This window comes from Methanoregula sp., from assembly GCF_052325125.1.
Taxonomy (GTDB): Archaea; Halobacteriota; Methanomicrobia; order Methanomicrobiales; family Methanospirillaceae; genus Methanoregula.
In genome coordinates this window covers 1-13,046 of the sequence record NZ_JBKQWO010000032.1, presented here as the reverse complement: position 1 = coordinate 13,046, position 13,046 = coordinate 1, and the positions used below count along the sequence as shown (strand labels likewise).

Sequence of the window (13,046 nt, the reverse complement as noted above, 5' to 3'; positions counted from 1 at the left end):
TCCCATCCCGGTGAACCTTTTTGTTTTCGACGATGAGATTCAATTCGCAACCTTTTTCACCAAGTGCCAGTATATACACTTTCCGGTGCAGGCCTCCATGAACGGCAGGTATTTTGGAGATACCCGGGATCTCTTCAAGTTCGATCTGGTGCGGCATATCATGAAATCGCTGCCCGACCTGGCAGGCTTTATTTTTGTCCCGATGCTGACCGGAACGGAGGCAGAAGGCTACCAGAAGAACTCGGCCAGAAAAGATCTGGAAAAGGCGTATCGCTCGGGAAAAGCAGGCAGCCAGAACCAGGAACTCCGGGAACACCTGACAAGGCTGCAGGAGATAGACGACGACCTTGAGTATATCACCGGGATCCGCACGTATTTCAATAAAGAGATGATCCTGATAGATATTCCCGGCAGGCGGCGGTTCACAAACCATGACCGCGACACCTACTTCCGGTCAGTCTTTAATGAATTTCCAAAAAATTCCCTGATCTTCATCGACCCGGATACCGGCCTCGGGGAAGAGAACCCGGATAAGAAGCACCTGCTTCTCCCGGAAGTAAAAACGGCCTACGACCGTATGGACAGCGGTTCTATCCTGATGATCTACCAGCATTTCCCTCGGGTAAAACACGAAGAGTACGTCCGGCGCAGGTGCATGCAGCTGGAAGAATGTACCGGAACGGAACCGGCCGTCATCACGGATAACGAGATTGTTTTTTTCCTGCTCGCAAAAAACCAGAAACTCGCTGCGCGCCTGAAAAATGTTCTCGAATGTTACGCAGATACGTACCCGGCGCTTCAGTCCCTGCACTGCAGTTGAGTAAACCGTTTTTTCAAAACCGGATCGTCCGTTACGGGCAGGTTGAATGCCCGGTGATAACACCTACTGGCCTGTCCTCAACAGGATCCCCCGCCATATATTCAAGATTGAACCGGTACAGGTGGGTGAAACGGCAGTTCCGGCACCGTACTGTGATGTTGCGGCACCCGACCGTCAGATCATGAAGTCCGTCAACACCACAGTTCCGGCACACAGCCGGCACCGCGAGGGACCAGACCGGCCAGGGCCCGGGTTTTGCAAACATCCCGGTTTCATCCACATCCTCAATGAGGGGCACGAAAACCCGTGTCGCACCGCAGGATTCGCAGGTGACATCGGCCAGATTGGGCTCTGCCCGTATATGCTGGTCTGCCATATTCCGGCAGTGGTAGCAGTCGGTACAGTATGTTGCGCTGATGAACCGGTCGCTCATAGAGGATACGTGTGCATCCGGGGCATCATTAACCTGTCGCAGCAGGGGGAAGGTCCCGGCCTGACTGCTCAGAAAAAATCACCGGATCAGGGCGATTGCACCACATGCACCTCAATTCGGGGGAATTTTGAGAAATCGGCAGAGGATTCAGGCAAAAAAAGTAAATTTATTTAATTATGAACATTTCATGTGTACTCCATATGAAACTGCTCATGGGATTTATTATCCTTCTTGTTGCACTGGTGGCAGTCACCGGGTGCACACAGACTGCATCACCTTCTGCACAGACTACAACAGAAACAACGGCCCCGGTCACCGAAGTCACTACGGTGGCCACTCCTGTTGTTACCACGATGGAGACTGCGGCTCCGGTCACAACAGAGACCCTTCTTGCAAATGTGACAGCGGCACCAGTGGCAAATGTAACCGCGGTGCCGAATGTAACTACCGTAGCAACGGTGGCTCCCGCCGTTACGCTCACTCCTGCCAGCGGCATCACCACGATCCACATCACGAGCAGCGGCTTTACCCCCCAGACCGATGTTGTGCTCCCGGGTACCGGCATCAGCTGGGTAAACGATGACAACGTTTCCCATTCGATCGCAACCATTGGAAATAACACCGGTATGATCAATTCCGGTCCTATTATTCCGGGCGGAGCGTTCGCGTATACTTTCAGCCAAAACTCAGGCACCTACGTGTACGTACTTGTGGAGAATAAAACCCTCCCCGGGACTATCATTGTCAAGGCGCCAAGCACCGCACTTTCCGGTTCACTTTACAGTTAATCACAAAAACACTTATTTTTCTTTTTTCGTTGAGATTTCCACGCTAGGGCGATCTTTTTGCAAATTATTGCAGAGAGCCCCGGAGTAATGATTCTCGGGAATCTGCAGATATTATCCTGAACTATCCTGGCACTTCTGAGGAGGGTTGCATGCACCCCTGGCCCGATCTCTCTCCGATATCCTTCACTGAGTGCCACTCCCCGACAGGGTCCCGTGCATCATTGCAGCGAACCCGAAAATTTCAGTCTGAAGCAACGGTCATGATCCCTCGGTTGCCTGGCAGATCGTCTATTGAAAAAACAGGGTCTCCCCTGGAACCGCGTTCTGACTTCATCATGATGCCACAGGAATGGATAAAGCCTGAATGAGGATTACACAGTCCCGGGGGTTTTTGCGCAACTCACCACACCGTGAAGGTTCAGGAATCCTCTGCTCCTCCTGGCTGCAGACAGAATCGCGTACAAACCCTGAAAAAATTCGAAAAGAGCGTCCGTGAACTTAAAAAATGCGGGGATTCTAAAGGGGAGGGGGTGACTCAATAGTCGCCCATACCACCCATGCCACCCATACCGCCCATGCCCGGCGGCATACCACCGGCACCGGGTGCCGGGCCAGGGGACTTCGAAGAGGCGATCACATCGTCAATACGGAGGATCATGATCGCTGCTTCTGCGGCAGATGAGATCGCCTGGGTCTTGACACGGAGCGGCTCGACAACGCCGGCTGCCTTCATGTCGGTTGCCTTGCCTTCGAAAACATCAAGCCCGAAGGTCTTCTTGCCCTTCTCGTGCGCTGCACGGATCTCGACAAGCATGTCGATCGGGTCAAGCCCTGCATTCTCTGCAAGGGTACGGGGGATAATCTCGAGAGCTGACGCGAATGCTTCGATGGCGAGCTGTGCCCTGCCGCCGACGCTTGCCGCGTACTCGCGGAGCCGCAGCGAGAGCTCGGTCTCGGGTGCACCGCCACCGGCGACGACCTTCTTGTCCTCGACAACGACCGCGACGACACGGAGTGCGTCGTTGATGGCGCGCTCAAGTTCGTCGACCACATGCTCGGTCCCGCCGCGGACGATGATCGAGACGGCCTTGGGGTTCTTGCACTGCTCGACAAAGGTCATCTCTTCTCCGGAAACCTTGCGCTCTTCAACGAGGCCGGCATGGCCGAGCTCTTCCTTGCTGATCGCGTCAATAGAAGAGACAAGGCTGCCGCCGGTTGCCCGGGCAAGCTTCTCCATATCGCTCTTCTTGACACGGCGGACGGCGAAGATGCCGGCCTTTGCAAGGTAGTGCTGGGCGATGTCGTCGATGCCCTTCTGGCAGAAGAGGACGTTTGCACCGCTTGCGACAATCTTGTCGACAATGCTTTTTACCATGCGCTCCTCTTCATCGAGGAATGCCTGTAACTGTTCGGGGTGAGTGATGTTGATTTCGGCGTCGACTTCGGTCTTCTTGAACTCGACGGCTGCATTCAGGAGCAGCAGCTTTGCATTCGTGACCTTCTTTGGCATCGCCGGGTGAACACGCTCCTTGTCGACAAGCACGCCCTCAACGATCTCGGAGTCCTCGATACTGCCACCGGTCTTCTTCTCAACCTTGATGTTGTCGGTGTCAACGGTGCCGTCTTCATCGGCAACCATGGTGACGGCCTTGACAACGAGGTCACAGAGCTTGTCCTTTGAGGCTTCTGCGCTCTTGCCGGTCATCGCGGTCTCGGCAATCTTCTTGAGCATCGCCTTGTCGGTTGCCTTGACATCGATGGCGATATCTTTTAGGAATTCCTGGGCCTTCTCTGCGGCCTGCCGGTATCCTGCAGCGATAATGGTCGGGTGGACATCCTGTTCGAGGAGTCCCTCGGCCTTCTTTAAGAGTTCCCCGGCGATAACGACTGCGGTAGTGGTCCCGTCGCCGACCTCATCATCCTGGGTCTTTGCGACCTCGACCATCATCTTGGCGGCCGGGTGCTCAATGTCCATTTCCTTTAAGATCGTGACACCATCGTTTGTGATCACGACATCGCCGATGGTATCGACGAGCATCTTGTCCATACCCTTGGGGCCGAGCGTGGTCCTGACTGCACTGGCGACAGCCATTGCAGCGGTGATGTTCATACCCTGGGCGTCACGGCCGCGGGTACGGTTGGTGCCTTCCTTAAGAATGAGAATCTGTTGTCCTCCAAGTTGTTGCGACATAAAATTATCACCACTTTTAGCACTAAAATTGGTTTGTGGTTCTATATAAAGATTCCTTGGAAAATCACTCGCCGAGCATGTCGAGGAGCTCAAAACCGTCCTCGATATCATGGAGGCGCTCCTCACCGATTACGAGCGTCCGGCCGATTTTTTTCTGGTGATGGTAATCGGTGATAATGCACATGGCATGCTTCTTTGCGATCTTCGAGAGGTTGCTGATGAGAGCGGCCCTTTTCACCACCTTCTGCGCCGTGCCGTAGCCGGTGAGAATCGTGTGCCTGTCGAAGGTAAGGAGGGCCTGGAATGGCGCGCCCCGGAGGGTGTGGAGCTGCATCCCGAGTTGCTCGAGGAATTCGATCGGGATGCCCGGGACCTGCCTTTTCTTTGGTTCTTCGGGCCCGGCCTCTGCAGGTTCACGCCGGACGATGTCGATGGACTCGACCACGCCCGTATTGAAGTACTCCTCGATCCGGATCGCGACATCAAGTGTCGTGCCCATCCCGCTCTCGTACTTGCTGATCGTGCGCCGGGACACCCCGAGCACCTGACCAAGATCGCCCAGCGACATGTTGCGCCGCTCCCGGAGAACCCGCAGGGCATCCCCGTTGATGTTCACGTACAGCCCGCCGGGCGAGGCGTACACGAGCGGCGGGATTTTCTCCACGAAATAATCGTACAGCGTCGCGATGCTGATCGCGTAGATGCCGTACCGGATGTAGACCGCCCCCCGCTCAAGTTCGGCTTCGCGTGCGCGTTCGCCGACAATCAAAGGTACGCCACCCAAGTGCTCTGCGATCATATCAAGGTCGAACGCCGCTTCCTCGCTCACCGAGTCGATATGCGCAACGACTTTTATCACGAGCAGGGTCCCGTTGTCGCGTGCGATGAGATCGAAACTCCGTGGCCGGAGGGTAAACTTCTCGGATACCTCAAAGCCGGCAGAGATCATCACACTGGTGACCAGTTGGAGCTGGCGTTCCTGGGACATGCAGTTACAAATGGATGGAGCGTGCCCATATATTAATATAGACATGCTGATCGGTATCGATGATACGGACTCACCGGCGGGCATGTGCACCACCTATCTCGGCGCGGTGCTGGCCCGCCGGTTGATCCATGACCACATGCGGGTCCGGGAGGCCCGGCTCGTCCGGCTCAACCCGAACGTGACGTTCAAGACCCGGGGAAACGCAGCGATCGCGCTCGACGTGGAGGGCGATCCCGGACGGGCGTTTTGTCTCGCGTGCGCCATCGTAGAGGAACTTGCCGATTTCTCCTGCGAAAAGACCAACCCCGGGGTCGTGGTCGTGGACCGGCGCCCGGATCCGGCATTCTACCGGAAAGCGGTAACGGATTTCTGCGAGATCGAAGAGGCTGTACGCGTCCTTGACGCAGCAGGCGCCCGGTACCGGGGCTGGAAGAACCGGCGCGGGCTTATCGGGGCAACCGCAGCCGTTTCCAGCGTCTTTGCCGATACGACCTATGAAATCCTCGCGTACCGGGACCCGGTCCGGTGGGGCACGCCCCGGGAGGTGGACAAAGAGAGCCTCTTTGCCGCGGAGGAAGCGACGTTCCCGCACACGTGGGATACCGTGGACGTTGCAAATCAGGTCGTGGTTTGCGTGCCGCACACACCGGACCCGGTCCTCTTTGGCATCCGGGGCGAGAGCCCGTCGTGGGTAATGGCGGCCCGATTTTTCATCCGGTCAGAAAAACCGGCGTTCGAACAGATCTGGGTGACGAACCAGGGGACCGACGCCCACCTCATTTCCGGGACCTGCGGGGCACTGCGGGAAGGACTCTCGTACCGGGTGCGTGGCGTTGTCGCCGGCCGACCCTCGACCGGTGCCGGCGGCCATGTCTCGTTTGTGATTCGGGACGGCAACGCAGAGGTCCGGTGCATGGCCTACGAGCCGACAAAAAATTTCCGGGACATAGTACGGGAACTCGTGCCGGGCGATGAGATCGTCGCGGTCGGGAGTTACAAGAAGGGGAGCATCAACCTGGAGAAGATGTGCCTCGTCGTTCCGGCGCGGGACCTCCTGACCCGGGCCCCGCTCTGCACCGCGTGCAGCAAACGCATGACAAGTGACGGGAGAGGCAAAGGGTTCAAGTGCCGGAAGTGCGGGGCGCACGCGATGGACCCGGAAATGCGGGAGAGCCCCCGTATGCTCACCGCCGGCTGGTATGAGGTCCCACCGACCGCACGGAGGCACCTTGCTAAGCCGCTGTGCCGGGGAGCTCCGGGATAAGAAAATCACCGGTATGCCCACTTCCGGAACCCCAGCCCGGGCAGCCACTCATAAATAATTGCGGGGGCTTGCATAAAAACTGACGGAGGGGACGTACACTACGGGAATCTTTTTGTATCATCGTACTCTTCTGTAGATCATCCACCGGTCAGTGTCGAAGCGATGATCTCCGTCCTCTATGTTGATGATGAGCAGGGTTTCCTTGAAATAGCACAGCTCTTCCTGGAGCAGTCCGGCGATTTCAGCGTCAAAACCGTGACCTCGGCACAGGAGGCTCTGGATTCCCCTGCCATCCGGTCCTGCGATGCCATCGTCTCCGATTACCATATGCAGGGGATGGACGGGATCACTTTTTTAAAAGCGGTCCGGGAGCGGTTCGGGGACATCCCGTTTGTCCTTTTTACCGGCCGGGGACGCGAGGAGGTCGTGATCGAGGCGATCAACAACGGTGCGGACTTCTATCTCCAGAAAGGCGGCGACCCGGAGGCCCAGTTTGCCGAGCTTGCGCACAAAATTCGTCAGGCGGTACGGACAAGACAAGCAGAACGCTCGCTCCATGACTCCGAGCGGCGTCTTTCCGATATCATCGATTTTCTTCCTGATGCCACGTTTGCCATCGACCAGTCCGGGCACGTGATCGCGTGGAACCGCGCCATCGAAGAGATGACCGGCATCCCTGCCCGCGATATGCTGGGCAAGGGAAACATTGAGTACGCGGTTCCGTTCTACGGGTCCCGGCGCCGGATTCTCATCGACATGGTCATTGAGCCGGATAAGAAAAATGAGGCGTTCTATCCGCATATCTATCGGATCGGCAACTCGATCACGGCAGAGACTGATCTTCCCAACCCGAAAGGTCACCGGATCTCGGCGCTCGGCAAGGCAACTCTGCTCTATAACCAGGCAGGAGAGATAACCGGGGCAATTGAGTCTATCCGGGACATCACGGAATTAAAAAAGAACGAGATGGAACTCCGGGCAGCGTATCAACAGGTCACAGCAACGGAAGAAGAGTTACGGTTGCAATACGATGACCTGCTGAAGGCAAACGAGCAGCTCACTGCTGCCAAACAGGAACTTCGCCGGCAGTTCGATCTGCTTGCAGAGAGCGAACAGATGCTCCGGGTGAACGAAGAGCGGCTGGTGATGGCGCAGAGTATCGGCCATGCCGGCAGCTGGGAATATCATATTCCCGCCAACAGGATCTGGGGGTCTGCAAACGCGCTTCGCATTTTCGGGTATCCCGCCGTAGCAGGAGACTTCCCGATAGCGGACATCGAAGCCTGCATCCCGGAGCGGGAACGGGTTCACCAGGTACTCGTTGACCTGCTGACCACGGGGCAGGAATATGATCTTGAGTTTGAGATCAATCCCGCTGACGGATCTGCCCCGAAGGTGATACATTCCATTGCCCGGCTCGAAAAGGATACCGGGGGCCATCCGGTCAGGGTTATCGGTGTCATCCAGGATATCACCGAACGCAGGAAAGCAGACGATGCCCTCCGGCGGGCGAACCGCCAGCTCAGTCTGCTTACCGGCATCACGCGGCACGACCTCCACAACAAGATTACGGTTATCCTCGGCTATCTTAAAATCGCAAAAAAGAAATGCACGGATCCCGGGCAGGCCGGGTACCTGGAGAAAATTGAATCCACCATTACGGCGATCCGGTCGCAGATCGAATTCACCAGGATCTACCAGGATCTGGGTACCCGTGATCCGCAGTGGATAGACCTCGAAACAGTCATGCCGCGTTCGCAGGTCCCGGCAACCATATCCCTGACTGCAGATACGGGGGGCGTGACCGTATTTGCAGACCCGATGTTTGAAAAAGTTTTTACAAACCTCCTTGACAATTCGATACGGCACGGCAAGCAGGTGACTGGAATCAGCGTGTCGTCCCGCAGGGATGGAGATGCGCTGGTGGTCGTCTGGGAGGACAACGGGGTTGGTGTCGCCGGTGACGAAAAGGAACAGATCTTCGAGCGCGGGTTCGGGAAACATACCGGGCTCGGGCTGTTTTTAGTGCGGGAAATTCTCGCCCTGTCCGGCATCACCATCAGGGAGACCGGAGAGCCGGGCAGGGGGGCCCGGTTCGAGATCAGGGTGCCAGACGGCGAGTACCGGATCGCTGCGAAAACACAATGGCATCTGATACACGAAAATTTTCCCTCTTGACAGGGACGGGTGGACAACTGTTTAATCGAGCCGGGTTTGAGAGAGAAAATCCGCGGGCAGGAAAGCATATGGCCCGCCGGTTCATTCTTTTTTAAAACAATAAACCGCGCTATTCAGGTTTTGTCAGTGAGAGAATGCATGAAAGGAAAACAACCGGAAGATCTCCGCAACGGGTGGAAGGCGTGTGCGGAAAAAATGGGCTACCACTGCGCGGAAAATACCGATCCGACACTTCCCTTTGACGGCCTGATGTACCGGGAGACCGTGATGGTGGCCGTGAGACTCAAAAAAGTCCGGTACGGAATCGGTGATAATTGCATCATCGAACAGAAATTCCCGGACGATCTCGAGGCACTCCGGACCCTCCCGCTCCCGCCGTACGTGCTCCGCGAGCTCTGGATACGGACGCAGAACGAGCGGGCGTACCGACGGTTCTATGTTCTCCCAGGCACCACCGCGGAGATCGAGGAGAATACAAAAGAAGGGTACCGGAACACCCATTTCCGGGAGGCATACTGGAAGAAGGCACCGTTCAGGATTGTAATACCCCTCCGCAAGGAGGAGGGGGGGAAAAGCTGAAGTCAAAAAAGCCCTATACGGGCTCCGTTTGCCAAACGGACGATCCGCATTTCCGGCTGGAGTGGAAATGGTGTCCACGCCCGTGAAAAAGTCCGCGGAAAAGAACGATTTTTAAAAACTGTTGGAATTTAGGGGTTTTTGAACCTGCAATACAGAAGCGTTCCGGCGCCCCCTGTTTTTGGGGGTATGCTTCAGGTAGTTTTTCGGGAAACTGGCCAATAGGAGGCCATTTTGGGGCATCTGTTTTACGGGGGGGATTTTATCGTCGTAAGGGCCTCTTCCACAACGGCAATTTCATCGACTGCGAGCCCGTAGATCCCGTACACGAGCGAGTCGATCTGCTTATCGGTGGAATCGATTTCCTGCTGGATCAGCCGCTTTTCCTGATCGGTCTTCGCGAGACTCAGGTGTTTGTGCAGATCCAGCATCCCGGTCACGAGCGCGACCATACGATCATGCCGGGCTTTGTCGTTGCGGTCATCAAAATCCGGGGTGACGACCGGGAACCGGCCGATGATCTCCCCGGGTCGGTGGTCGTCTGCTGTAAAGGTCTCCTCCCCAAATTTGCGGAGCACGAACGCGGCGAGCCGGCTGTTGAGCAGTCCCAGAAGGTACGGACTCCCGGACGGGATGATACCGGCCTCCCGGCTGAACACAGTCCGGTTGCCGCCGAGCGTGAAACGAGGCGGGAACACCCGGGCCGTAAAAATAATCCGGTCTTTCTCCCCCCGCCACGCGTCCGGATCGCTCGCAACCTCCCACCAATAATCGCCCTGCGATCTCTGGTCTTTTAAGAGCGCCTCATGCTCTTTGAGGTGTCGGGTAATGCCCGGGTGCCTCTTCTTCAGCCACTGCCACGCGTGGCCGGCTGCCGCGGGATGCTTATCGATCCATCCCTGCGGGATGAAAATACAGAATTTTTGTGGCGATGAGATCCAGAACCTTCCGATTTTTTCCCCGGCAATGTACGGAAGTACCAGAGTTTTGCAGCGAGGATCCATACGGATCAGCTCTTTTTGCTCATGCTCACCGATTACGAGCGCAGATTCCGGTTCAACCGCAATGCCATGCCGGATCTCGCCGAGAATGTAGTCCTGAAGCGGCGTCCCGGCCCGGGAAATTTTTTCAAGCACCCGTTCCATTCTCGTGTCACGAAGCCTCCAGCCCCCGGCCGAAAGCACCTGCTGGTCAACCGGAAATCCCGGGCAGTCCCCGGGGGCAGCCGGGTTCGGCCCTGCGAGCCTGGCGACAAACGGGTGTGCAGGAGGGGCGTTCTCAAGCCGGAGGAAACAGGTGCCGTCACCGGCAATCACAATCTCATCGATCTGCCTGCCGAGCAGCAGTTCCCGCAAGGGTGTACCGGACTTCACGTGGAGCCAGCAGTCGCCGGTTATGTACCCGAGCACGCCCCGGGGGCGCAGGAGCGCGAGGCTTTTCTCGATAAAAAATGCTGACCGGGTGGCCCCGGGGTCGTAGACGGTATAATGCCGCCGGACGTACTGCTGCCACCATTCACGCGCCGGCACCGGGCCATCCGGTGGGCGGCTGATCACCGCATCGAACCCGCCCGGCGCAAGAATTTCAAAAAAACCCTCCTGCCAGTCGAAAGGCTGGATCGCGTGGCGCTCCCGGCCCGGGCAGAACGCCCATGATTCATCTTCCATAATATCGGGACCAACGAGAGCATTCCCGCACTGAACCGTGCCCGAAAGGATGCGGTTCAGATCACGGAACACGATAAAAAAACCGCCGGGCAGGGTCCTGGCATCTTCCCCTTCGCAGGCTGCAAAGGCGAGCAGCATCCGGGCGGCCGCAACCGCATGGGGATCGGGATCGAGGCCGTGAAGTGTGTGCTGCAGGAGATCTGTTCTCTCCGCGACCGTGTACTGCTTACCATGCAGTGGCGGGACGAGCCCATGGAACGCCCGGATCAAAAGAGCCCCGGCACCGCACGCGGGATCGAGGATGCGCAGAGGGAGCGGTTCGTCCGGGGACCGGTCGGCAAGAGCGGCGGCAAGGGTCTGTTCCACCGCGTAATCCAGGAGGGAAGGAGAGGGAGTTGCATGCCCGATGCCGGCATCCGGCCGGTCAACAATGATCGCCTGGTGGGCGGCAGACCGCCGGATCGTGCGGGCAAGGTACCGGTCGAAGACCCCGGCGCACCCCTCAAGGGAGAGCAGGGAAAAATCGTACGGCCGGTCCGCGGACAGGAGCCGGGCAGTTATTGTTTTTATCACCGGGTCATCGATCGCGGGACGTTTCCCGGCGGATTGTTTGTGCCGGGCAGGGATGTCCGGATATTCCTCCGGCCCGGCCCAGAGATCACCGGCGTCCGCAAAAAATTCCGCAAGCCGTCGATCGCTGTCCTCTGCATCGAGTACCTGCCGGAGATACCCGGGAATGATGAGGTGGCGGTCTTCTGCGATGGCGAGGATGCAGAACCGGAACAGGGTACGGTGCACTGCAAGCGCGATCTCGGCACTCCGCACCCCAATGTTGTTCCGGGCGATGCTCCGGGCCAGCTGTTCGCGCCATGCTGACAGGTCGTGGAGGAGGGAGGTCCCGGCACCGGGCGGTGAGAGTCTGTCCCTATGTTTACCCGGATCCGGATCAGGACACCGCATACTGTAATATTCGGCGTGATCGGGGCAATAATGTTGTTGGGCGCGGGGCAGCCAGGCTGGCAAAGGAAAAAGGAAAAATCCGGGTCAGGTACGTCCGGAGAGGGGAGATGATGACATCGCAGGGTTACCCAGGTGTCCGGATAACAAGTGCAGAAAGCGAGAGTTCCCCATTTCCCGTACCGACGCGGTTGCAGCGCCAGTGAACACGAGGCGGACATCGGCCCTTCCTGCAGGATAGTCCCGGCCGGAACGGCAGGCATTAGCGGGAAACACAGCATCCAGAGGTTATTTTCCACCGTATCCTCATCCCCGGTCGTCCCCGGGACCAGTTAGCGGAAATGGGATACCTTCCCAAACTCAGACTGGTTTTTTCCAAGAATGTAAGGTGAGAGGGGAGATGCATACATCCTGATCTGAGATCCTCAGCCATTCCTTTGGTCCACGCGGGTTTGGCGTTCCGGATCAGTCACGGTGGAACTTTCCGAATCTCAAAAATGCATAAAATCACCTGTTTCTGTTCGATGAAACCTGGATTGCCATCCGGATCATGTTCACCAGATGGTTGATCTGCTTTCCCAAATCCCTGTTTTTGGAGATGAGGCCAACAGACCCGTACAGTGCAGCAGCCCGCGCAAGTTCTTCAATAGTCTCCGCATCAGAAAAAAGGATAAATGGCGTCAGGTCCCCCCATGCCCTGAGGATTTTCAGAAATTCAAGGCCGTTTATCTCCGGCATATCGTAATCGGAAACAATAACATCGGCGGGGGTTACCGTAAGCCACTCCAATGCTTCTTTTACAGATGAAAGGGGATGGAGGGATATCCCATACTTATGGGAGAGGTGGCAGACTAATGAGGAAAAGTCGGGATCATTTTCAACATAGATCACGGATATCATGTAAGAACCGTGGACGAGGAAATAAAGAACCCACAATTCGGCCCAGTGTCTGTCCACCTTATGAGATCATCCTTCCTGTTTTCCTTTCTGGCCATGTGGTCGGCATCCGGCAGATGTATCAGCACCCTCATTTCTGCTTTTTCCTGAAGTGCAGGATTGCGTAGATTCCCCCGATGATAGCCGCGATCAGGACGGAGAGGTAGACCGGATTGGACACGATGGCCGCAAAGCCGGTCAGGTTTTCCACATCGATCGAGACCTTCATCGGGTCGGAGATGTAGGTA

10 protein-coding genes are annotated in these 13,046 nt (G+C 56.9%); 5 read left to right on the top strand and 5 right to left on the bottom strand.

Going from position 1 to position 13,046, the window contains the following annotated elements; genetic code table 11:
- Nucleotides 1-97 precede the first annotated feature (97 nt).
- Nucleotides 98-820: a hypothetical protein gene (locus tag ACLQMU_RS07305; protein WP_424039283.1), complete on the top strand. Its 723-nt coding sequence runs from the start codon at nucleotides 98-100 to the stop codon at nucleotides 818-820.
- A gap of 31 nt (nucleotides 821-851) precedes the next feature.
- Here ACLQMU_RS07305 and ACLQMU_RS07300 read toward each other — a convergent pair whose 3' ends face one another.
- Complete coding sequence (locus ACLQMU_RS07300) at nucleotides 852-1,253, bottom strand: hypothetical protein (RefSeq protein ID WP_422149875.1); 402 nt, start codon at nucleotides 1,251-1,253, stop codon at nucleotides 852-854.
- Between the two features lie 200 nt (nucleotides 1,254-1,453).
- On the opposite strand from ACLQMU_RS07300, the gene ACLQMU_RS07295 reads away from it, so the two are divergent.
- A complete protein-coding gene (locus ACLQMU_RS07295) occupies nucleotides 1,454-2,041 on the top strand; it encodes a cupredoxin domain-containing protein (protein ID WP_424039285.1) in 588 nt (195 codons plus the stop codon).
- Nucleotides 2,042-2,576: 535 nt separating this feature from the next.
- Here the strand turns inward: ACLQMU_RS07295 and thsA are convergent.
- Together thsA and ACLQMU_RS07285 are read right to left on the bottom strand one after the other, a co-directional pair.
- Nucleotides 2,577-4,232 (bottom strand): thermosome subunit alpha, encoded by a 1,656-nt coding sequence (gene thsA, locus ACLQMU_RS07290; protein ID WP_424039287.1) that lies wholly within the window; start codon nucleotides 4,230-4,232, stop codon nucleotides 2,577-2,579.
- Between the two features lie 64 nt (nucleotides 4,233-4,296).
- Nucleotides 4,297-5,220 (bottom strand): transcriptional regulator, encoded by a 924-nt coding sequence (locus ACLQMU_RS07285; protein WP_422150373.1) that lies wholly within the window; start codon nucleotides 5,218-5,220, stop codon nucleotides 4,297-4,299.
- Nucleotides 5,221-5,263: 43 nt separating this feature from the next.
- Here ACLQMU_RS07285 and ACLQMU_RS07280 point away from each other — a divergent pair, with 43 nt between their 5' ends.
- From ACLQMU_RS07280 to ACLQMU_RS07270, 3 genes are all read left to right on the top strand, one after another.
- The gene (locus tag ACLQMU_RS07280) at nucleotides 5,264-6,484 is read left to right on the top strand and encodes a TiaS agmantine-binding domain-containing protein (RefSeq protein ID WP_424039289.1); all 1,221 of its coding nucleotides are present in this window, start codon (nucleotides 5,264-5,266) and stop codon (nucleotides 6,482-6,484) included.
- A 162-nt stretch (nucleotides 6,485-6,646) separates the two neighbouring features.
- On the top strand, nucleotides 6,647-8,662 hold the full coding sequence (locus ACLQMU_RS07275) for a PAS domain S-box protein (RefSeq protein ID WP_422150371.1): 2,016 nt from the start codon (nucleotides 6,647-6,649) through the stop codon (nucleotides 8,660-8,662).
- A 138-nt stretch (nucleotides 8,663-8,800) separates the two neighbouring features.
- On the top strand, nucleotides 8,801-9,241 hold the full coding sequence (locus ACLQMU_RS07270) for a hypothetical protein (RefSeq protein WP_424039292.1): 441 nt from the start codon (nucleotides 8,801-8,803) through the stop codon (nucleotides 9,239-9,241).
- Nucleotides 9,242-9,486: 245 nt separating this feature from the next.
- Here the strand turns inward: ACLQMU_RS07270 and ACLQMU_RS07265 are convergent, their stop codons facing one another.
- Together ACLQMU_RS07265 and ACLQMU_RS07260 are read right to left on the bottom strand one after the other, a co-directional pair.
- Nucleotides 9,487-11,865 carry an Eco57I restriction-modification methylase domain-containing protein gene (locus ACLQMU_RS07265; RefSeq protein ID WP_424040464.1) on the bottom strand — a complete coding sequence of 793 codons (2,379 nt, stop codon included), beginning with the start codon at nucleotides 11,863-11,865 and terminating at the stop codon, nucleotides 9,487-9,489.
- A 504-nt stretch (nucleotides 11,866-12,369) separates the two neighbouring features.
- Nucleotides 12,370-12,753, bottom strand: a complete 384-nt coding sequence (locus tag ACLQMU_RS07260) for a response regulator (protein WP_424040462.1) — start codon at nucleotides 12,751-12,753, stop codon at nucleotides 12,370-12,372.
- Between the last annotated feature and the right edge of the window lie 293 nt (nucleotides 12,754-13,046).

What these genes read in the sequence shown, in the direction of transcription:
- ACLQMU_RS07305 (WP_424039283.1), top strand. Translation starts at nt 98, where the DNA reads ATGAACGGCAGGTATTTTGGAGATACCCGGGATCTCTTCAAGTTCGAT.
- ACLQMU_RS07300 (WP_422149875.1), bottom strand. Translation starts at nt 1,253, where the DNA reads ATGAGCGACCGGTTCATCAGCGCAACATACTGTACCGACTGCTACCAC.
- ACLQMU_RS07295 (WP_424039285.1), top strand. Translation starts at nt 1,454, where the DNA reads ATGAAACTGCTCATGGGATTTATTATCCTTCTTGTTGCACTGGTGGCA.
- thsA (WP_424039287.1), bottom strand. Translation starts at nt 4,232, where the DNA reads ATGTCGCAACAACTTGGAGGACAACAGATTCTCATTCTTAAGGAAGGC.
- ACLQMU_RS07285 (WP_422150373.1), bottom strand. Translation starts at nt 5,220, where the DNA reads ATGTCCCAGGAACGCCAGCTCCAACTGGTCACCAGTGTGATGATCTCT.
- ACLQMU_RS07280 (WP_424039289.1), top strand. Translation starts at nt 5,264, where the DNA reads ATGCTGATCGGTATCGATGATACGGACTCACCGGCGGGCATGTGCACC.
- ACLQMU_RS07275 (WP_422150371.1), top strand. Translation starts at nt 6,647, where the DNA reads ATGATCTCCGTCCTCTATGTTGATGATGAGCAGGGTTTCCTTGAAATA.
- ACLQMU_RS07270 (WP_424039292.1), top strand. Translation starts at nt 8,801, where the DNA reads ATGAAAGGAAAACAACCGGAAGATCTCCGCAACGGGTGGAAGGCGTGT.
- ACLQMU_RS07265 (WP_424040464.1), bottom strand. Translation starts at nt 11,865, where the DNA reads ATGCGGTGTCCTGATCCGGATCCGGGTAAACATAGGGACAGACTCTCA.